The sequence below is a fragment of the Shewanella sp. YLB-07 genome, from assembly GCF_009377275.1.
Genome location: NZ_VOQB01000004.1, coordinates 158,753 through 179,973 on the forward strand (window position 1 = coordinate 158,753; position 21,221 = coordinate 179,973).

Annotated in this window: 20 protein-coding genes; 10 read left to right on the plus strand and 10 right to left on the minus strand. The window is 46.6% G+C overall.

Annotation, left to right across the window (positions count from 1 at the left end):
- Window positions 1-18: 18 nt before the first annotated feature.
- A complete protein-coding gene (locus FS373_RS31920; protein ID WP_227992662.1) occupies window positions 19-162 on the minus strand; it encodes a hypothetical protein in 144 nt (47 codons plus the stop codon).
- Window positions 163-367: 205 nt separating this feature from the next.
- Here FS373_RS31920 and FS373_RS10295 point away from each other — a divergent pair, with 205 nt between their 5' ends.
- Complete coding sequence (locus FS373_RS10295; protein WP_322619480.1) at window positions 368-1,267, plus strand: hypothetical protein; 900 nt, start codon at window positions 368-370, stop codon at window positions 1,265-1,267.
- A 93-nt stretch (window positions 1,268-1,360) separates the two neighbouring features.
- On the opposite strand, the gene FS373_RS10300 is transcribed toward FS373_RS10295, so the two are convergent.
- From FS373_RS10300 to FS373_RS10315, 4 genes are all read right to left on the minus strand, one after another.
- Window positions 1,361-1,588: a ribosome alternative rescue factor ArfA gene (locus FS373_RS10300; protein ID WP_144045019.1), complete on the minus strand. Its 228-nt coding sequence runs from the start codon at window positions 1,586-1,588 to the stop codon at window positions 1,361-1,363.
- Between the two features lie 154 nt (window positions 1,589-1,742).
- Window positions 1,743-2,648: an SDR family NAD(P)-dependent oxidoreductase gene (locus FS373_RS10305; RefSeq protein WP_152829387.1), complete on the minus strand. Its 906-nt coding sequence runs from the start codon at window positions 2,646-2,648 to the stop codon at window positions 1,743-1,745.
- A 137-nt stretch (window positions 2,649-2,785) separates the two neighbouring features.
- Window positions 2,786-3,670 (minus strand): pirin family protein, encoded by an 885-nt coding sequence (locus FS373_RS10310; protein ID WP_152829388.1) that lies wholly within the window; start codon window positions 3,668-3,670, stop codon window positions 2,786-2,788.
- Window positions 3,671-4,029: 359 nt separating this feature from the next.
- Window positions 4,030-6,879 (minus strand): CHASE3 domain-containing protein, encoded by a 2,850-nt coding sequence (locus tag FS373_RS10315; RefSeq protein ID WP_152829389.1) that lies wholly within the window; start codon window positions 6,877-6,879, stop codon window positions 4,030-4,032.
- A 440-nt stretch (window positions 6,880-7,319) separates the two neighbouring features.
- Between FS373_RS10315 and FS373_RS10320 the strand changes: the two genes are divergently transcribed.
- Together FS373_RS10320 and FS373_RS10325 are read left to right on the plus strand one after the other, a co-directional pair.
- Window positions 7,320-8,861 (plus strand): protein adenylyltransferase SelO, encoded by a 1,542-nt coding sequence (locus FS373_RS10320; RefSeq protein WP_152829390.1) that lies wholly within the window; start codon window positions 7,320-7,322, stop codon window positions 8,859-8,861.
- A 147-nt stretch (window positions 8,862-9,008) separates the two neighbouring features.
- Entirely contained in the window at window positions 9,009-9,371 is a 363-nt protein-coding gene (locus FS373_RS10325) for a response regulator (RefSeq protein WP_144045023.1), read from the plus strand.
- 47 nt (window positions 9,372-9,418) lie between these two features.
- Here FS373_RS10325 and FS373_RS10330 read toward each other — a convergent pair whose 3' ends face one another.
- Window positions 9,419-9,934, minus strand: coding sequence for a YgjV family protein (locus FS373_RS10330; RefSeq protein ID WP_144045024.1), 516 nt, complete (start codon window positions 9,932-9,934; stop codon window positions 9,419-9,421).
- Window positions 9,935-10,095: 161 nt separating this feature from the next.
- A complete protein-coding gene (locus FS373_RS10335) occupies window positions 10,096-10,692 on the minus strand; it encodes a Crp/Fnr family transcriptional regulator (RefSeq protein WP_227992664.1) in 597 nt (198 codons plus the stop codon).
- A gap of 355 nt (window positions 10,693-11,047) precedes the next feature.
- Between FS373_RS10335 and FS373_RS10340 the strand changes: the two genes are divergently transcribed.
- The 7 genes from FS373_RS10340 (at window position 11,048) to FS373_RS10370 (ending at window position 18,633) form a co-directional block, all read left to right on the plus strand.
- Window positions 11,048-12,265: a DUF3103 family protein gene (locus FS373_RS10340; RefSeq protein WP_152829391.1), complete on the plus strand. Its 1,218-nt coding sequence runs from the start codon at window positions 11,048-11,050 to the stop codon at window positions 12,263-12,265.
- A 308-nt stretch (window positions 12,266-12,573) separates the two neighbouring features.
- Window positions 12,574-12,996 (plus strand): D-ribose pyranase, encoded by a 423-nt coding sequence (gene rbsD, locus FS373_RS10345; protein WP_144045026.1) that lies wholly within the window; start codon window positions 12,574-12,576, stop codon window positions 12,994-12,996.
- Window positions 12,993-14,477 carry a ribose ABC transporter ATP-binding protein RbsA gene (gene rbsA, locus FS373_RS10350; protein WP_144045027.1) on the plus strand — a complete coding sequence of 495 codons (1,485 nt, stop codon included), beginning with the start codon at window positions 12,993-12,995 and terminating at the stop codon, window positions 14,475-14,477. Before rbsD ends, rbsA begins: the two co-directional genes overlap by 4 nt.
- 16 nt (window positions 14,478-14,493) lie before the next feature.
- Entirely contained in the window at window positions 14,494-15,465 is a 972-nt protein-coding gene (rbsC, locus tag FS373_RS10355; protein WP_152829392.1) for a ribose ABC transporter permease, read from the plus strand.
- 31 nt (window positions 15,466-15,496) lie between these two features.
- Window positions 15,497-16,375, plus strand: a complete 879-nt coding sequence (rbsB, locus tag FS373_RS10360) for a ribose ABC transporter substrate-binding protein RbsB (RefSeq protein ID WP_152829393.1) — start codon at window positions 15,497-15,499, stop codon at window positions 16,373-16,375.
- Between the two features lie 190 nt (window positions 16,376-16,565).
- On the plus strand, window positions 16,566-17,480 hold the full coding sequence (gene rbsK / locus FS373_RS10365; protein ID WP_152829394.1) for a ribokinase: 915 nt from the start codon (window positions 16,566-16,568) through the stop codon (window positions 17,478-17,480).
- A 109-nt stretch (window positions 17,481-17,589) separates the two neighbouring features.
- Window positions 17,590-18,633, plus strand: coding sequence for a LacI family DNA-binding transcriptional regulator (locus FS373_RS10370; protein WP_152829395.1), 1,044 nt, complete (start codon window positions 17,590-17,592; stop codon window positions 18,631-18,633).
- A gap of 90 nt (window positions 18,634-18,723) precedes the next feature.
- Here the strand turns inward: FS373_RS10370 and FS373_RS10375 are convergent, their stop codons facing one another.
- The 3 genes from FS373_RS10375 to FS373_RS10385 all read right to left on the minus strand — a co-directional run bounded on the left by FS373_RS10375 (window position 18,724) and on the right by FS373_RS10385 (window position 20,916).
- Complete coding sequence (locus FS373_RS10375) at window positions 18,724-19,590, minus strand: delta-class carbonic anhydrase (RefSeq protein WP_152829396.1); 867 nt, start codon at window positions 19,588-19,590, stop codon at window positions 18,724-18,726.
- A 246-nt stretch (window positions 19,591-19,836) separates the two neighbouring features.
- Window positions 19,837-20,403: a hypothetical protein gene (locus tag FS373_RS10380; RefSeq protein WP_227992666.1), complete on the minus strand. Its 567-nt coding sequence runs from the start codon at window positions 20,401-20,403 to the stop codon at window positions 19,837-19,839.
- Window positions 20,404-20,454: 51 nt separating this feature from the next.
- The gene (locus FS373_RS10385) at window positions 20,455-20,916 is read right to left on the minus strand and encodes a hypothetical protein (protein ID WP_227992667.1); all 462 of its coding nucleotides are present in this window, start codon (window positions 20,914-20,916) and stop codon (window positions 20,455-20,457) included.
- Between the last annotated feature and the right edge of the window lie 305 nt (window positions 20,917-21,221).

The following is a 21,221-nucleotide window of genomic DNA, read 5'->3' on the forward strand; positions in this document are numbered from 1 at the left end:
GCTGGGTAATGGTTTAGACTAGTACTCTATTTCCATCTCATCCGCGGGCCGATTCGGCCACACACAAGTCATCACACGGGGATCGGTATTCGTTACTAGGAGTCGTAATTGAATCGATACCAGCTTATCTTGATGACTTGTTTGAGATTGAGTTAACTGCATGAACTAAACCCTGTTCCTAAACTTGGGGAATTAAGTGAACATTCATAGTGTATCTCTTAAGGTATACTGTCAATTAGAAAATCTAAATTAATTTATGCTAATGTGGGTCGGGGTTTTTCTTGAATAAATGTCATGTGGATTTTAAATTAAAGATTTGATATAAAAGATATTTTAACATTTGGATGTTGAGATTATAAGGACATAAGTGTCAGTTAGCTATATGCATAGATTTTTGTTTTCCTCTTTTCTATTTGTACTCACCGCTCTGATTAATCCTGTCGGTGCCTCTTCGGCTGAGAGGAATACAGTCGCAGTGGTTCGATACAATGTTTCGACTCAAGATGTTGACGAAAAACAGAACTATTATATAGAGGTACTAAAGTTAGCACTAAAGAAAAGTCAGCCTGAGTTTGGCCCCTTCGGTCTAAAGCCCGTGTTTATGGCAATGCCTCAGGGGAGAGCGGTTAAATCTGTGGCTCGTGGCCAGCTTATCGATCTGGTTTGGACAATGACATCCCCCCAGCGTGAGAAAGAGCTAAGAGCTATATATATTCCTATCATGAAGGGGTTAATGGGCTATCGAATTGCAATTATTCGCAGTGGTGAGCAGCAAAGGTTCACAGATATCCAAACTTTAGCTGAGTTTCAAAGTATTATTTTAGGACAGGGGCAAGATTGGCCCGATACCGATATTCTGCGGTCACAAGGATTTATTGTGGTATCAGGTAAAGGCGACAAGATGATAGATATGCTATTAAAGGGACGCTTTGATGCTTTTCCTCGGGGATTGCATGAGCCCTGGGATGAAGTTAAGGGCCAGGATGATATTCAGGTTGAGTCGAGTCTGTTAATCAAGTATTCCTCGCCTATCTACTTCTTCGTCAATAAGAATAATGAGCAACTGGCTCAACGTATCGAGAAGGGGCTAATCTTAGCCATAGAAGATGGCAGTTTTGATGCACTCTTTAACAGCCACTCGGCTACAGCCGATATACTGGACAAAGCTAAGCTGGATACACGTAAGATTTTTGAGATAGATAATCCGAGTCTATCTGCCCGGAGTCGAAAATTACTCGATAATAAAGCTCTCTGGCTGTGCCACTAGATGACAGAAGAGGTTTAGCACGCGATTCTTATCTGACGGGATTCTTGTGTGGGGGGAGATGGTGTTCAGCGAATCTAACTTGTTCGCTTAAAGCTAGGCAATGCCCATAATCAGTGTCCCTAAAAAATCGAAAGGGGCATTGCCCTTCAGCACATGCCCCTTCTGTTGTTTGCGGTTGTATGAACCTTTGCCTTTCTTGGGTTTCTCGGTTCTCATTCTAAAAAGCTCGCTGGTGACTAATGCTTTTAAGGCGTTGTCTTTGATTGTGCCGCGACCGCTATCATGTTCCAAAACGGTGTCGGACTTACGATGTTTAGCCATCGAATATTCCTATTTAATTTGTTTGAATTTTCTCTTGTTAACGTCAGTGATAAAGCCAGCCATAAGGGCTAGCTCTGTGGGCGACTATAATCCAGAGTTGATGGATAAGTAAACCGTTTTTTCATAGTTCACCTATGTTGAAATTACCTCAGATTTAAGATTGACGTCGTCGGTATTTATCCTTGTTCTTACGGCCTATACGATAGAGCAGTCCACGACTGGCACGGCGAAATCTGGGGAACAGGTAGCCTAATGTAGTGAGTTTACCGCTAAACCAGGGCATAGTAATTTCGGTCTCTGTACCTTTCGCTAACTTAACTATGGCGTCGGCGACTTGCTCTGGTGTGCTCATGGGCTGGGAATAGACAATATCTTCCACTTCATCTATCTCATCCATAATAAAGCGGGTATCTATAGGACCGGGTGACACCACAGCCACATTGATTTCCTTATCCCTAAGTTCGTCGCTCAAGGCATAGGCGAAGGCTCTCAGCCCGGACTTAGTGCTACTATAGGTCGCTGCGCCTTGAAGTGGCGCACGGCCAGCAAGCGAGCCCACCATGACTATGGCTTTAGGGCCGGATTTAGGCATTAGGGGCAGCACGAGTGCAGCCAGATACAGGGGGGATCTTAGATTCACATCCACCATGGCCGCTATCTGCTCCGGCGATCTTTCACTAAATTCGCCTCTATGGTGCAGGCCCGCATTGTTGACTAAGACATTGATGCCGCCAAATTCTTTCGCTGCAGCCGCGACTAACTGTTTACACGCCTTTAGGTCGGCAATATCGGCCGTCAGGGTCAACACCTTGGCATTAGGGTATTGGCCTAACTCACTCTCTAACTCTTGTAACCCCGCTAATCCTCTAGCCACTAATACCAGGTTAACCCCCTCAGGAAAGGCCTTTGCAAACCCATGCACACAAGCCGCGCCAACGCCCTTAGATGCCCCTGTGATCAGTACCGTCGGCGTCCCATTGGAAGCCGTGGTTAAGGTGTCGTCTATCGCCCTTGGTTCAGCTTTTGTGTCAATCTCTGAGTCAAGCCTTGAGTTAGTCATGATGCATTTTCCTGAGTTTTATAGTTTTAATTTGACTATATTTTTAACATCTGGCTTCTGTGTTGGCTAGCGGTTTAACGCCATGGCTCAATAACTTAGTTTCAGGCTTAATACTCTGTTAATTATTAGGATTGGGATTACGCCGGGATTTCGCCAAAGCGTCCGGCTTGATAATCATCGATCGCCTGCTGGATCTCTGCTTGTGTGTTCATTACAAAAGGCCCCATATGCACGATATCTTCCTTGATGGGTTTGCCTGCGAACAAGAGCAATCCCGCGCCATTAGATCCGGCCTGCATCTCAAGTAAGGTCTGACTATCCAGAATCAGATATTGACCTTGGATATATTGCTTAGCTTCCTTGTCGGTATCTTGGCCTGTATTTATGTGAGTACTGCTAAGCGTTCCTTGATACAGATAGAGGCCGACAAACTCATGTCTCTTGAGCTGTAACTCGGCCATAGCGTCAGGGCTCAGCATGAGATCGGCAATCGCGGCTTCACCCGCGAGCCCTTGTATCGGAGCACTAATTTCTGCTTGTCCGGCAAATGCCCAATCTCCCGCCAAAGCCCGCAGTGTCGCGCCCGAGTCATTGCTAACCTCAGGGTTTACCGTTTCACTGGTGTCCTGATATCTCGCTGGGCGCATCTTATCCTTCGCTGGCATATTGACCCAAATCTGAAACCCATGCAGGCCCTCATCGGCGTCGCTCAGGGGCATCTCGGAATGTATGACTCCGCTGCCGGTACTCATCCATTGCACATCTTTAGCGCGAATGGCTTTCACATTTCCCAGGTGATCCTTGTGTTCAAATCCACCTTTGCGGATATAGGTAAATGTCTCGATACCACGGTGAGGATGAGGGGGGAAACCGCCGATAAAGTCCTGTTCATCATCGGACTTTATCTCGTCCATCATCAAGAATGGGTCGAACTTGGTATTATTAAAATCAGCTACCCGGCGAATATTCACGCCATCGCCATCCATCGCTGGTCTGGCTGAAAATTGACTTAGTACTTTCATGTTTTTCTCCTGAACTAGCTAAAAATTATCTAGCTAACAATGTTTTTGTATTAGCGATTACGATTAGCATACCAGTGGGGTAATCGAATGAATATTGCGAAATATCGGCCTAAACATTCTATAAAATAGGATTGATGTAGAGAGGTGGTGAAGGCGGTAGTTGGTACGTGTATGCGGGAGTACATATTGAGTGAAGACCTGTCCTTAACATTCCTACTTCAAGGGGCTAACCATGGTTAGACTTGTTACCTCAGTTATTACTGGGGCAGAACATACGTCACTCATCTCTTGTTGGGAGCTCAAGATTAGCAGTCTTGAAAGCACTAGCCTGGTAAATGGAAATTTAGAAGTTAAGTTTGCTATTTTGCAATCTTGTGAACCTGAGGGAGCATAATTTCCATTTGCGCTAAGGCTTCATTCAGAGATTTTTCGATGTCCTTAATCCATACTTGATAGTTAGTTACCTCTTTTCTGGAGGCGATTGCTTGTTTGAGCTGTACTTCTATTTCAGTTGTGAGTTCCTGCAAGGCAATGGTGCCCATTGTGCCAGCCAAACCTTTGAGGGTATGGAGGCTGTTAACCGCTACCTGTATTTCATTTTGTTGTAAGCCAGATTCAAAGTTTCTAAACTGAATCCAGGCATCACTTCGGAATACTTCGATAAGCTTGAGGTATAACTCTCTTTTTCCGCGTAACCGTTTTATGGCCAGCTCAGCGTCTAAGACTCTAGCCTCCCCTCCTAGGTCATCTATTACTTTATTACTGCTTGCCATAGGCTCGACCGAGGGGGTGATGTCGTTGACATGTTTTTGCCCAGTGTGACTAATTATGGTTGCTAGCATATCATCGAGTTCTATGGGTTTACTGATATGATCGACCATGCCAACGGCCTTGCAGGCATCTTTATCTGATTGCATAGCATTCGCCGTCATGGCGATAATAGGTACCGTCAGCATATGGTTATGTTGACGGATCTGACGAGTCGCTTCTAACCCATCAATATCCGGCATCTGCATATCCATAAGAATGGCATCGAAGGGCTGGGTAGCACTCAGTGCTAGCATCTTGCCCTCGATGCCACCCGAGGCTAGCGTGACCTCTGCGCCACTGGTTTCCAAAAGCTCTTTGGCCACTTGCTGGTTGAGTAAGTTATCTTCAACAACCAACAAGTGTAAACCAGACAAATGCTGAGTATTTTTCAGCCTGGTTAACCTATGGTCTTCCTCATTTGAAACCGCCTCTTTGACTGAGTCGAAAAGCATAGATGCGGTGATGGGCTTTATCAGAAAACCATCAAGAAGGCCGGTCTCTTGATGTGAGGCATCTTCCAGGGCCTCGCGTCCGTGAGCCGTGACCATAATCACCACAGATGTACTCCCTTGAATTTCTGATAGCTGGCGAATTCGTCTCGTTGTCTCCATGCCATCCAGGCCAGGCATACACCAGTCCATGAGTATGACTTGGTAGGTCGGAGTATCGACTTGCTGCAATAGTTCGAGGGCCTGCAGTCCACTGCTGACGCAGTCACATTGCCAACCATTAGACTCGGCCATAGTTTGCAATACTTCACGAACTAAGGCGCAATCATCGACGATCAATACTCGCATTTTCTTTAACGGTGCAACTTTCGCTATAGATGTTCCTATCTCCAGGGTCAGAGTGAAGAAGAAGCGACTGCCTTTACCTAGTTCGCTTTGAACTTGTAACTCCCCTCCCATAAGTTCTACCAACTGTTTACAAATGGCTAAGCCTAATCCTGTACCGCCAAATTGACGAGATGTTGATGATTCTGCCTGACTGAAGCCGGAGAAAATATCTTGCAGCTTATTGGGAGAGATCCCCACTCCGCTATCGCTTATTGAGAACTCTATATTCACGGTGTTTTTATCTTTTCTGAGCACGCGAGTTGCCAGTACAACTTGTCCTTGATGAGTGAATTTTATGGCGTTACCCGTTAAATTGAGTAGCACCTGGCGAATTCGAAGCGAGTCCCCCTTGAGGGTTTCGGGGGTACCAGGATCTAAATCGAAAAGGATCTCGATATTTTTCTCGCCCTGGTTAGCTGCTAGCATAACGCTGAGATCACGCATGACATCATCAAACACAAAATCTTCATGTTCGATTGTCATCTTTCCTGCTTCTATTTTTGAGAAGTCTAAGATGTCATTGATAATAACCAACAGTGAGATCGTCGCTGATTGAGCCTTGAGGGTATAGTCATTCTGACGCTTGGTGAGTTCTGTATGCTGTAGCAGCTTTAGCATACCTAGAATGCCATTCATTGGTGTACGGATTTCGTGGCTCATGTTCGCCAAAAATTCACCCTTAATCTCATTGGCACGTTCGGCCTGCAGCAGGGCTTCTTGTAGTTCCAGTGAGTTGAGCGCCAGTGAGTTCGTCATCTCAGAGAAAGCCCTGGCAAGGATGCCGACTTCATCTTTACGGGATTGAATTTCTAAATTGGCACTAATATCGCTGCCATCGCCATCGCCATCGCCATCGCCATCGCCATCGCTAACGCCATCGGTAGTGATGCGTTTTGCGACAGACGCAATCTCTCTGAGTGGAGCAGATATGTTGTTAGTGATCCATAATCCTATGATACTCAGCATAACGAACGCCAATAACGCACAGGCTATAACGGCTGATACTGCGTTTTCAACCGTTGAAGATGCCTCAATCGATCTTTGTTGTAATAGTCTATTTTCTTCGAGTGTCATTTCGGTGACTTGCCGACGGATCTTATCCATGATTAATTTGCCTTTATCTGATAGCACGATCTTTAACGCGGCTTCTAAACCTTGCTCTCTGCGTATTGCTATCGTTTCTTTTAGCTCCGAAAACTTGCTGTCAGGTCCATGAATGTTAGGTTCGAGTAATTTGAGTCTTTGTTGTTGTATGGGGTTATCTAGGGTCAGCTCAAAAAGGGAAGTTAAGTTTTGGTCAATTTTCTTTTCTGCATAATAAAAGGGTTCTAGATACCTTTCTTCGCCTGTAAGAAGGAAACCACGTTGGCCCGTTTCAGCGTCTTGCATACTCGAGATCATACTTTTCAACGCATTTAGGACTTGGTAAGTATGAGTTTTCCATTGCGCCGTTTCGTTCAGTTTAATCGTACTGTGATAAGAGACTGCGCCGATAGCTAAGATAAATAGAATTGCGACGGAAAACCCTGCACCAATTTTCATCCCTACATTCATTTTAAGCATCAAAAATATCTCCGCTTTTATTACTAAAGCATTGGGTTATATCTATCTGTTTGCATGCAGTTCGGTCAGAAGCAAAATTATTAGAACGAGGGGGAAACGTTAAGTGTGGTTGTTTGTGAGCATCTGCACATATTTGTTCTCGAACTTCCATGTCAGCTTCAGCAGGGGCCATTTGCTATACCGAAGCAAATTGGTGTGACTTACGAACTAACAAAAGCATAGTTCATATTTTTTAAATCACTAATTTGGCTGACTCCTTAACTCATTTTATTCTGACCTAAGTGTCATCTATTTATTGAGAAAAACTAGCTTGTATCAACGCTATGTACTTAGGTTTTTACTATGCAAGTCGCTCGATATGATCACCTTCTTTTGTCGATTAAGGTAAAGTAACAAGAATAGCTTTGTGGCTAGATTGATCTCGATAGCATGGAAATAAGATGAATAGCATGAATATTGACCTAGGTTTGACATTCGACAACAGTTACGCAAGAAATTTAGAGGGTTTTTATGCTACCTGCCCGGGTGCCAAAGCGTCGAGTCCCGAGCTAGTGAAATTGAATACTTCATTGGCGAATAGCATCGGCCTTAGCAATCACGATTCGGCTCAATTAGCCGAGGTTTTTTCTGGGAGCCAAGCGCCAATAGGTGCCAGTCCACTGGCACAAGTTTATGCCGGACATCAATTTGGTGGTTTTAGCCCTCAGTTGGGTGATGGCCGGGCCCTATTGTTGGGGGAAGTGCTGGATGAAGGCGGCAAACGTGTGGATGTTCAGCTCAAGGGCTCTGGGCGGACGCCATTCTCACGAGGCGGCGACGGCAAGGCAGTACTGGGCGCTGTATTGCGGGAATATATACTCAGTGAAGCCATGTATGCCCTAAACATCCCCACCACCAGAGCGTTAGCCGTAGTCACCACTGGTGAACAGATCATGCGCACTCAACTCCTGCCTGGAGCCGTTCTCACTCGCGTCGCGTCCAGCCATATACGTGTCGGCACATTTCAGTTTTTTGCGTCCCGCGGTGAGCAAGATAAGGTTAAACAGCTGGCCGATTATGCCATTGAGCGTCACTATCCGCAGCTCAAGAGCAGCCAACAGGTTTACCTGGACTTTTTATGTGCGGTTTGCGACAAGCAAGCTGAGTTAGTCGCCCGCTGGTTACTGGTCGGTTTCGTTCATGGTGTAATGAATACCGACAATATGACGATTAGCGGCGAGACTATAGATTATGGTCCCTGCGCCTTTATGGATGACTATGATCCCAAAGCTGTGTTTAGCTCCATCGATAGAGACGGACGTTACTCTTACAATAATCAGCCAGTCTTAGCACAGTGGAATCTGGCCAGATTAGCCGAAACCTTATTGCCCTTGATAAGCGATGATGAAGAGGAAGCGGTAGCGAAAGCGACTGAAGCCGTCACCAAGTTCTGGGAGGTGTATCAAGGCTACTGGCTAACTGGCATGCGGGAAAAACTGGGTATATCCACCGAAGAGGAAGGCGACTTAGCACTTTGCGAGCAACTGCTCGAGTCTATGTCGGGGCAAGAGGTGGACTTCACCTTACTTTTTCGCCAACTCGCTAACGATCTTGAAACTAGCGGTCTCGAGAGCAAGAGTGCTGAAGAGATTAATCTTGAGAGTACAAGCTGCGAAAGCGATAAGCTATTCAATGATGCCGATAAGTTTATCCAGTGGAAGAAGTTATGGATAGCGCGTCTCTCTCTCGACGATCAAGCAAAGGAAAAGCTCTCTCTGCCCGAACGCGTCGCCATGATGAATGCAGCTAACCCTATGTATATCCCTCGCAATCATCAGGTTGAGCGAGCCATAGAAGCGGCAGAACAAAGAGCTGACTATGAGCCGTTCGAAAACTTGCTCACGGTACTCGAAACCCCCTTCACATTACAGTCTGGATCCGAGGGATATACCAAATCGGCGCCAAAGAGTTTTGGGCCTTACACCACATTTTGTGGAACTTAAGTAGCAAGTACGCTGGGGAAACTTAACCTAAGTACTAGGTGTCCTAGTACTTAGGTTTTCGACTCTTGTTTGGATTTATCTCGCGGGTATCTTTTCCCCTTAAATTGGATACAATAAAGACACTGAAAATAGATCTGAGAGGGCTACATGGAAAGATCTAAAATTCTGATAATTGATGATGACCCTGTTTGTACCGGGGTGTTACTCGCAATCTTAGGCGATGATTATCAAGTCACTACTGCAAACTCCGGTCGTGGTGGCATAGATATCTTAAATTCATTGAGCCCAGACCTCATCTTACTGGATATCACTATGCCTGAGGTGAATGGCTACCAGGTGCTTCAGTTCCTAAAGGCGGACTCATCGCGAGCCAATATACCTGTGGTTGTTATCAGCACCTTAGTTGAGAGTTCGGATCGTGATTTTGCGTTGAAACTCGGTGCTAACGATTACATCAACAAGCCTATTATGCCTGACGTGATACAGACAATGGTCGATCAATACCTATAGATCTTTTCTGCATGAGTAGGTGAGTATCAGACTCGAGTCATACCTGCTTAAGTTTGCTTATATTTGGCCGCAAAAGTGAAGCCATAATATCGGTAATAGCCCAGTAAGTTACTGCCGATAAATAGCAGCTCCATCAGCACTGCTGTGGGGGAGCCAATTAGTGCGTTATTGAGCAGCCAGATACTGGTTCCTATTAGCATCAATTGTCTTAACTTTCGATCGCTTTGACAAAATGCCGCGTAGGTCTGGGTGGCACTGCCTGCAAAACTGATTAAGCTCAAGAGCCCACTGAAAGTGACGAAGGTAACCAGGGAACTTGCGGCTAGAAAAAACATCATCCAACGTTTCGAGTGGCTAAAAATTGTGACCAGATATCTGATTGAAGCAAGCAGCATCAAGGTTGCAGCGGTCCACTGCTCGAGCAGAAAAAAGTGGCTACTGATTAAGATGCCTGATACGCATAAGCAAGCAAGGATTTTTTGTCTCTGTTTGAATTGGAATGAGATCAGATCAAAAATGATCGCGATAGCGATCAGGCCTTGAGATATTGCAAATACAGACATAGAACAACCTAACTGACGAAGTGCTTAGTTAACAAACTAAGCTGAGGTAGGCCAAGGATAGGGAAAAACCGCGAACAGTGAATTAACCTAAGTTAATTGTGATGACTTTTATTTATCCTTTCCCATTCCCTGTGTCGACTCTTCTCAATGTGGAAATAGTTCTATAGCCTTGATTTTAAACGTGAAAGGCTCACTGGATTGATGCCAATATAGCTAGCGAGCTGAATATTATTGAGTGTATTGACCCAAAGAGGCCTGTTTTCTACCAGGAAAAGGTAACGCTGTTCAGGCGTGTTCAATAGGAAGAATGCTTCTTTTTCCTCTTTGTAAATGAGTTGCTGGCTAAGTAAAGCTATCTTGGCTAACTGCCAGTCTGCATGAGATAGCTGCTCAAGGGGGATTTGAATGAGTAGTGCATCTTCTATCGATTCAATCTGATATTTTGCCGGGGCTTGAGTCAACCATGAACAATATAGGAAACATAACTCATGTTGGAAATAGAACTCCTTCGACAAAATACTGCCTGAGTTGCCATAATGACAAGCTTTTAAAATACCGGAAACAATAAAGTAAGCATATTTTTGCTTTTCCCCCTGTAACAATAATACCTCTCCAGCATTTACATTCATGGCTCTAAATTGTGCCTGAACCTGCCCGATAGCATCCTTGCTGACACCTAATGTTGAAAGATAATGGATGAGACTTTCATGATGTATCAGGTCATTGTCTGGCTGGTTCTTATTAGTATTGATCATCATAGTATTCGCGCAATAAATTGTATGTAATACCAATAGGTATAAGAAAGTGGAGTCAATGATAACAGTCATATGACCAAGTTAGATGAAATAAAATAGATATTTTTATTAGCCCACGAAAAACAAAAATATTAGTTATTTTTTATATCTGATCGAATACCGTCGCTGTTTCCATATTAAGACATCAGTTATTCAAGTTACCTATTTCAAATTTAGATTCAATTCTAAATCGAATGAATGTAAATGTTATTGGTAACTATTGTTATTATTATTTACATGAGTTGTTAATTATGCTCATATGCTTTCTAGGACCGAACAGAAGCAATATAAAACGAGTAATATTCAATAAGGACATAATATGAAAAAAATGACTTTAACCTTGCTTATGATAACGGTACCTCTGGCTTCTATTATTTCGCCATGTAGTTCCGCCGAGCCAGTCGAAAGAACAGATATATCGATTCAGCAAGCATCACAATACAGTGTCAGCGTATCTCACGCTAAACGTGAGATAGCACTGGAACTCAGTCGCCAATACACTCGAGTGTTACCTGTGCTGCAATCCAATATCAACCAATATAACTTGGCCATGGATGCTGATTTAGTGTTCCGGTCCAGTGGCAGCGACACCAAGACATTACGTCAAAGCGAGTTGGCGATCCGTGAAGCGAAAGGTTTATATACTCACACTAAACCTAAGATTAATACAGTCCGTAGTGGATCTCAGGCTCCCAGTTTAGTGCAATTTCGTCTGGCCGATGCCAGCATGCTGAGCGATTGGCAACAAGGCGAATCGCCGCTATTTGCATTCGAGCCTGATGGTGATGATAAGCAGTGGGCTAATATCGAAGCCTATGATGTTGAAGGTAATATTCACTTGCTCGATGTGTATCAGCTTCCCCAGAGACCCGTGATTGTGATTGGGTTAGATAAGCAGCAAGCCATGCGTGAAGGTCTGGCTGTGATGCGAGACACATTAGCCTTGAGCACACATTCTGCGAGTCAGATCAAAAGAGCTAAGCATCAGGTGAGTGCCTTTACCGCTGCGGATCAGCCCATATCGACCACAGTCATCAAACAGATCAGTGTGAAAGATGATGAGGAGCCCTGGATTTCGGGTAAAGCCGAGATCTACGGCATAGTGACGGGCGTTAACCCAAGCCGTGATGAACCCGTGCTGGATATCATTGAGATGCCTTATCTCGATTATTCAGGCACCGAGTATTATCCCAATCAGATAGTCATTCATTGGGAGCGTTACCGATGGGCCGCCGCCGATCTTGTACTCATGGAGCATGATGATGGGACTAACTATAAAGATCTTGCGACCGCACTCGTGAGTATTGCCGAGCGCGTCTTGCTGCAATATCCCGATCCGGAAGTACAGGGGTATGCCATCATAGCCACGATAACTAACGAGATATTAAATGCCTTACCCGATGCCTGGTTTACCAATAACGATGACTTTGTGGATGTGTATTACACCTTACAAGAGGGCGAGACCTACACAAATCATTATGGTGCGGGCGGAAATGCCAGAGCGTTCTTCGCGCCTCTGGTGATCCAGTCAAGATAAGCTAACCATATAAAACTTTGAGTACAAGTATATCTCGGCAAGCTTGTTCGTCATCTAGATAGAGCAAGCTTGCTAGAGCTATTACCTCATCATCTCTGTAGCGTTTCACTCTCCTGCCTTATTAACACAGCTTTTTAAATTTAAATGATCGAAATCATCCATTTTTGAAATAATCTAACATTTATAATAGCGTGATCCAGATCGTGTTTTTGGTCTGGATATACGAATTTAGGTGCATTAGTATTCACGCAAACGTTTGCGCACACGTTTGCGCAGTTATTTCACAGTTTTGAAGTAAGGTTAGTGAGATGAGAAAATGTGCACTGCTTAACAGTGATCTGGCGCGGGTCATTGCCCTGTCGGCTCATACCGATGAGATTACCATAGCCGACGCAGGTCTGCCTGTGCCTGAATGTTGTGAACGTATCGATCTGGCTTTGACCCATGGGGTCCCGGCTTTTATCGACACCCTAAAGATAGTCGCCACCGAATTACAAATTGAGTCTGTGGTGATTGCCGAAGAGATGTTGGTTTACAATTGTGCCGTGCACACTCAGTTGCTGCAATTGCTGGATGAGATCGGGGAAGCGCAATCTCATCCTATTCGGCTTAACACCGTCAGTCATCAAGCCTTTAAGACCCAAACTGCCAACAGCCGCGCCGTGGTGCGCACCGGTGAGTGTACCCCTTACGCTAATATCATCCTGCAAGCGGGAGTGGTCTTCAAATGACAGCACTGCTGAGTCTTAGTGGTATAGATAAATCTTTCCCCGGGGTTAAAGCCTTAGATGGTGCCCAACTTAACGTGTATCCCGGTCAGGTGATGGCGCTGATGGGGGAGAATGGTGCGGGTAAATCCACCATGATGAAAGTGATGACGGGGATCTACCAAGCCGATGCTGGTCAGATCATCTTAAACGGTGAACCTGTGAGCTTCGGTGGTCCTCGTCAGTCCCAGGCGGCGGGGATCAGTATCATACATCAGGAACTGAATCTGATTGATGATTTGTCCATCGCCGAAAACATCTTTCTGGGCCGGGAGCCACAGAAATTCCCCGGCCTTATCGACTGGCGCAAGATGTTCAGTGAAGCCGATGCCCTATTGGCCCGTTTGAATGTGCAGCGCAGCAGTCGCGAGAAGATGGGGGCTTTACCACTGGGTGAGCAACAGATGATAGAGATAGCCAAGGCCCTGTCGTTTGAGTCCAACATCATAGTGATGGATGAGCCCACAGATTCCCTTACCGAGCACGAGACCGATAGCCTGTTTAAGGTGATCCGCGAGTTGCGGGAGCAGGGTGTGGGGATAGTGTATATATCCCATCGTCTGCAAGAGATATTTACCATCTGCGATCGTGTCACTGTGATGCGAGATGGTCAGTTTATTGCTGAATCCGCCGTGTCAGAACTCACCGAGGAAAGCCTGATCGAGTTGATGGTCGGCCGTAAACTTAAAGATCTGTATCCACGTATCGAACACAAATCGGGTAAGGTGTCGATGAAGGTGCGTAACCTGTCCGGCAAGGGAATAAGTGACATCAGCTTTGACCTGCATGAGGGGGAAATTTTAGGCTTCAATGGCCTGATGGGCGCGGGGCGAACCGAGCTGATGCGTGTGTTGTTTGGGGATGCCTGGCGCATCGGAGGTGAGGTGGAGTTGTACGGCAAACCTGTGCACCCGACTCATCCAAGCGAAGGCATAAAGGCCGGTATCGCTTACATCTCCGAAGACCGTAAGGGTGATGGCCTGGTGCTCGGCATGTCGGTGAAACAGAATATGAGTCTCAGTTCTCTGAATGCACTGTCTAACATGGGGGCAATCAAGGCCGATGCCGAGCTCGAGCAGGCGACTTATTTCAAGCAGGCCTTCAACATAAAGACCCCCTCATTAGATCAGCCTATAGGCAAATTATCCGGCGGTAATCAGCAGAAGGCGGCGATAGCTAAGGGCTTGATGGCCAATCCCAAAGTATTGATCTTGGACGAGCCCACTCGGGGAGTCGATGTCGGCGCGAAGAAAGAGATTTACCAACTGATCAACCAGTATAAGCAAAAGGGCATGAGCATCATTCTCGTCTCTTCCGATATGCCGGAGGTGATGGGGATGAGTGACCGGATAATGGTGATGAGCGGAGGTCGCATCAGCGGCGAGTTCGACGCCACCCAAGTGACTCAGGAACAACTCTTGGCTGCGGCCATCGGCAACCACTGATTAGAGAATAATAACAATGAATCAAACTGCAACTTATAACGCCACCGGCACTAAAATCTGGGCATGGCTGAAGCAGCAAAAAGCACTTATCGCCTTGATCGCCTTGATTGTCGTGGTTTCTATATTGAACGACCAGTTCTTCACCATGGGTAACCTGATGAACATACTGCGTCAGACCTCGGTTAACGCCATCATCGCCGTGGGAATGACCTTAGTGATCTTGACTGCCGGCATAGACTTGTCTGTCGGTGCGATTCTGGCCTTAACCGGGGCGCTCGGCGCATCCATGGTGGGGGCCGAGTTACCCTTGGCACTGGCATTGCCTCTGACCTTGATGCTGGGAGGGGCGCTTGGTGCCATGAATGGCATGCTGATATCTAAAGGTAAGGTACAGGCGTTTATCGCCACTCTGGTGACCATGACGGCTATCCGTGGCCTGACTATGGTCTACACCGAGGGGCGTCCTATCTCCACCGGCTTCACCGACACCGCCGACAACTTTTCCTTTATCGGTACTGGCTGGTTGGCTGGGGTACCTGTGCCGGTCTGGCTGATGCTGATCACTTTCGTGCTGGTCTGGGTCATGTTGACCCACACTCGACTGGGACGCTACATCTACGCCATAGGCGGCAATGAATCCGCTGCGCGCTTGTCTGGCATCAATGTCGATAGGGTGAAAATCGCGGTTTATGGCCTTTCGGGCATGATGGCGGCGCTGGCGGGGCTGATAGTGACATCACGCTTGTCTTCGGCTCAACCGACAGCGGGTACTTCTTATGAGCTCGATGCCATCGCTGCTGTGGTGGTCGGCGGCGCTTCTCTGGCTGGTGGTCGCGGTTTTATCTGGGGAACTCTGGTTGGCGCGCTGATCATAGGTTTTCTTAACAACGCTTTGAACCTGCTGGATGTGTCATCTTATTATCAGATGATTGCCAAGGCTGGAGTAATCTTACTGGCGGTACTTGCCGACCGAAAATCCAACACATAACGATAACTAATCCGGAAAGAAGGTGACCAATATGAACAAGCTACTCACATCTGCTGCAGTACTGGCCTTGGCTCTGGGCCTAACCGCTCCGGCCATGGCACAAGACACCATAGCCTTGGTGGTATCGACCCTGAATAACCCATTTTTCGTGTCGATGAAAGAGGGCGCGGAGCAGAAAGCCGAAGAACTGGGCTATAAGCTGATAGTTCTCGATTCTCAGAACGATCCGTCTAAGGAGCTGAGCAATATCGAAGATCTGACCATTCGTCAGGTAAAGGCTATCTTGCTGAATCCCACGGACTCCGATGCAGCCTCGAATGCGGCTCGCATGGTGAATCGTGCCGGTATCCCATTATTGACACTAGATCGCGGTGTGACCCGAGGGAAGGTGGTGTCTCATATCGCATCTGACAATGTGGCAGGTGGCAAGCTTGCGGGCGACTTCATCGCAGATAAGTTGGGCAAAGGCGTTAAGGTTATCCAGCTTGAAGGTGTGGCTGGTACCTCGGCATCCCGTGATCGTGGTGAAGGCTTTGCCCTCGCCGTTGCGGCGAACGGCTTCGAGCTGCAAGCATCACAACCCGCAGACTTCGACCGCACCAAAGGTTTGAACGTCACCGAAAACTTGTTGGCCTCTAAGCCGGATGTACAGGCCATATTTGCCCAGAATGACGAGATGGCTCTGGGTGCACTGCGCGCAGTACGTGGTGTGGGTAAAGATGTATTGATTGTGGGCTTCGATGGCACAGATGAAGGCATTGCCGCCGTTCAACGCGGCCTGCTGAGCGCAACTGTGGCGCAGCAGCCACAACTGATTGGCGAGTTGGGTGTCGAGACCGCGGTTAAGGTGCTCAAAGGCGAAACTGTTTCCGAATTTCAGCCGGTACCCCTGCAGATTATTTCTCAATAAGCCTTTAGCGGTTCGTCGCACATAAGCTGAGACATAAGCAGTTTAGCTGCTGACTTAAGTTACTTATAGTTAGTTACTTACATTAGCTTGCTAATTCAGAGCTAAGTTATTATAACTGGGCCGATTATTCGGTCCTTGCTGCGCCGCCGTGTAGGCCCTCAGCGATCAAATTAAGCAAAGAGAGACTCAGATGGCTAAATTATCCGTATTGGGCAGCATCAATGTAGATCACCTGATGCAAGTCGGCGCCGCACCTAAGGGCGGGCAGACTATTCAAGCTAAACAGTACCAAATAGTGGCTGGGGGCAAGGGCGCGAATCAGGCTGTGGCCGCGGCCAAGTTGGGAGCGGACGTGGCCATGATAGCCTGTATTGGCACCGACGCCATAGGTGAGCAGATGAAACATAGCCTCGCCGATATTGGTATCGACACTAAAGGCATTACCACTGTTGCTGGTGAAAATACTGGAGTGGCGATGATCTACGTCGAGGACTCGGGTGAAAACCGTATCGGTATCTGGCCGGGTGCTAATGCTTTCCTGACTGAGACGGTGATGCTTGAGCATAAGGCCGCTATCCAAGACTCGGATTTACTCTTGCTACAGCTGGAAACCCCTGTCGCTACCTTAGTCGCGGCGGCTAAGATAGCGAAAGCTGCCGGTACTCGGGTGGTGTTGAATCCGGCGCCCGCTAAGGCGTTACCGGAAAGCCTACTACGCCATGTCGATATCATCACGCCCAATGAGACTGAAGCCGAGCAGTTGACCGGCGTGGCGATCAGGGAGTTAGCGGATGCGGATATTGCGGCTAACAAGCTGCATAGCCAATTTGGTATAAAGACTGTGCTGATCACCTTAGGTGAGCGGGGAGTGTGGTTGTCACACAAGGGTGAAGGTAAACACATTGCCGGTTTCGTGATGAAGGCCATAGATACAACAGCTGCCGGGGACACCTTCAACGGCGGTTTCGTCACTGGATTACTGGAAGGTCAATCCATGTTGGATTCGGTGCGTTTTGGCCAGGCGGCGGCGGCATTATCTGTGACTCGCATGGGGGCGCAAAGCTCTATCCCGACTCGGGTAGAAACCTTAGCATTGTTAGCTTAATGGCTAACTTTACACGTTTTAGTCTGAGTTTTTAGTCGTAGTTTTCGATAGGAGCCGAATTGCATGACCACTTTTTGTAGCATTTTGACTAAGCTTGCAGGGTATTTCTATGACCACCATACGTGATGTTGCTAAGCTGGCCGGTGTCTCAACTACCACTGTTTCCCACGTGCTTAACAAGACTCGGTTTGTCTCTGCCGAGGGGAAGGCCAAGGTCGAGGCGGCAGTTATTGAGCTCAGCTACGTGCCCAACACCATTGCCCGTAGTCTCAAAGGCGGCAGTAGTCGAGTCTTAGGTATGCTGATCACAGATGCGAATAATCCATTTTACGCAGACCTAATTCAGTGGGTGGATCAGGTAGCGTACCGCCATGGCTACAACCTTATCTTGTGTAATACCCAGGGCAACATCGAGCGAGCCAAAGACTACATGGTCATGCTCAATCAAAGACGGGTGGATGGTATGTTAATGATGAGCTCGGATGCCCGTCAGTTACCTGTATCTTCCTATGGCACCATGCCCATGGTGATGATGGATTCCGGTCCTGAGCAGGCGGGCTATGATCGCATCTTGGATGACTCGGAGCAGGCGGGCTATGATCGCATCTTGGATGACTCGGAGCTGGGGGGCTACATGGCGACCAAGCATCTGTTAGAGTCGGGCCATATGAGCATTGGCTTGTTGGCTGGGCCGCTGGATAAGTCCAATAGTCAGAACCGTATTGCCGGATATCGCCGGGCAATGGCCGAAGCGAACGCAGAGGTGGATGAGCGCTGGATCCAATCAGGAGAGTTCACCTACGAAGGTGGCGCTGAGGCCATGACTAGATTACTCGGTCAGCCTTGTTCGGTGACGGCCATATTTGCCTCCAATGATCTCATGGTCATGGGTGCCATAAGGGTGGCTGGCAAACTTGGGCTTACTATCCCACTGGATCTGTCGATTATCGGTTATGACGATATTCCCGGGGCTAAGTATTTCAACCCGCCACTGACGACCATGAGTCAGCCATTAGAACAGTTGGCGGAGCAGGCGATTGCCATGTTACTGGCGCGAATAGAGACTCCCGAACGGGAAGGCCAACGTACCTTGTTGCCACCCAGCTTAGTTATCCGGGATTCCGTCGCTGTTCTAAAATCTGTTGAGAAGTAATCTCGCTCACTTCTCGGTATAACATACAAAATAAAAGGGGCCGAATTAATCGGCCCCTTACTTGTCTTGGTTTAGACAGTCTGTACCAGACTAGTCACTGTCAGCGGATAGTAGATCTGGGTTAATCACTAGGTTTCTGACGCCGTGGGCATGATCTTCATCGAAGGCGTTACCCTCTAACCACTTACCTACAGTGTTAATATCCACCTTCATTACCTTTGGACGCACGCTCCAGCTCACTTGTAGTGGTGAAGCCTTCTCGTTATATCCAGGACCTGTGGTTGAACCTTCATATTCCACTGGCTCACCGGTATTGCTTGGAATGTTTAGGGCCTGGTTAAGCCCGTTTTTCATGCCTAACTTTGTTAGCTCCATAAAGCTCATGGCTTTAGTATCATTGACCAGCACGAATACCTGAGTCTCTACGCGTAACTGAGGGTTGCTATTAGCCTCGCTGAGGCAAGCGCCCAGAGTCGCGCCAGGGCTAACTTGAGCGGTTGAGTGGACATAGTGCACTTCAATCGTATCTCCTGGATACAGACTACCGTGCTTACTGGCACCGACTTCATTTTTAAGGGGAGTTAACTCATTCTTAGATAGTTTTCCGCTATATTGATAACCGCTCTGATAGCCGTGACCATCACCATTGCCGGCATATTTAGTGAACTCACCACCTTTGTGCTCGGCATTCTTATGGAAATGTATGTTACATAGGTTCATTTCTGTGTAGTCAGGCGCCTCGCCAAATATACGCTTGTTGTTACCTTGAATGGTATCTATATCTCTTGGCGACTGAGGACCATAACCTTTACCTTGAGTATTAATGGCCAATTCGGCTCTTTGCTTTTCTATCACTTTATCTGAGACGTTATGACCAGCATCTTGGGTCGTTCCAGCATTAACCAAAAGTGGGAAAAGCACCGCAGTGGCGCATAATACTCGTGTCTTGTTAATCATGTAATTTGTCCTTTTATTATTAATAAACAGAATAGGTATGCCAAGTATTAGAGTCGAACCAGCGGCTTAAGTTAACTTCTTGGCTATTCAGTAGGGTTACAAGCTAAATGAGATTAAAGCAATATATTCTTGGTTTCGCTAGGGAATTGTTGAGATAGTTAGCCTATCACTCATGTTATAAACATAGGTATCACCAAGGTTACTCATATTTGTATCAGGCAGATTACAAACGCCATTGATTTCAGTTTAGGCGCAAACTTGTGTTTTAACTTTATTTTTTAGTAAATCTGAATCCAAATCTAAGCTTAAATTCAGGGCCGCTTGAATCAACTGAAAATGCACTGGCACCAGTTCTTGTTGCTCGGTTCGGTAGCCTCCGCCGACGACGGCAGCAACAGGAATGTGATTATCTTGCATGGTTTTTAGCAAAAATAGATCCCTTAGATAGATGGCTTCCGTGCTTATATCGAGATAACCCAGTTCATCGTCTCGATGAAGATCCACCCCGACATCATAAATAACCAGATCCGGTCGGTGTAAATTTATCGCCATCTTAACCACCTGTTTAAAGCTGGTTAAAAAGGTGTCGTCGCCAGTCCCCTTTGCCAGAGGTAACTGAGAATAGATGGGATGGTAGACTAGTGGCAGCATGGCAAAGTTAGATAGTGAGCAGATAGTGAGCAGATAGTGAGCAGATAGTGAGCAGATAGTGAGCAGGTAGTGAGCGGATAGTGAGCAGATAGTGAGCAGGTAGTGAGCGGATAGTGAGCAGGTAGTGAGCAGGTAGTGAGCAGGTAGTAGCAGTTTGGTCATCCGATAATAAAGGGCGATGTGCTTAGTATTTTCAGGTTACCTTCACTTGGTTTAGTCGTCATCGTGTCTTCTATCAGGCTTTTTTATCCTTTGGTTTTTCTCACCGAAGGCACCAAACAGATCGTGTGTCATGCCAAAATCGACACGGCGTTCCAGTTTTTCTCTCCTTCTGTCTTGGTAGTGTTTGTAGTGGCATCGACATTCAAAGGCATCGCAATTGGATAGGGGGATAGATGGGGCATCTTTAGATAAAAAATGTATGCCTTGAATATTTTTTACCGCACAACAAGCATTTTGGATTCGTTCAATAGTGACATTGTGATACGGATGCATTGTCTGTTTATTTATATCATGGTGCCCATCCGGCAGCACTTCATAGATATGACTCATAGGCTTAAGGTGGGGATGATGTCTAATTTTATTGTGAAAGCGAGGAGGAAAGCGCAGGTAAATCACCACACTGATGATGGCAGCGATTAATAAGAGTGCGAATACAAGTTGGTTTATTGTCATATTGGCTTCCAGCTGCAACTGTGAACCTATTAATGTCATTTCTGTTTTTCAATTTGGGGTCACCACTTATGTTTAATACCAATCGGTATAAACTCTTTCTTTCGCCCTTGGTTACCATAAGGTTTACTCATTTTTGAAGGTAAATCCACTTTAGGCTATGTGTTCGGTAAAACAGCTTATGTGATAACGTTATCTTTAATAGTAGTGAAGCTTAAAAGGAGTTTCCCCATGAAAGTAACGGAATTCGTAAAAGCCATGCTTGTATCAAGCATCATTGATGATGGCACCAGCCACATTGGCTGAGT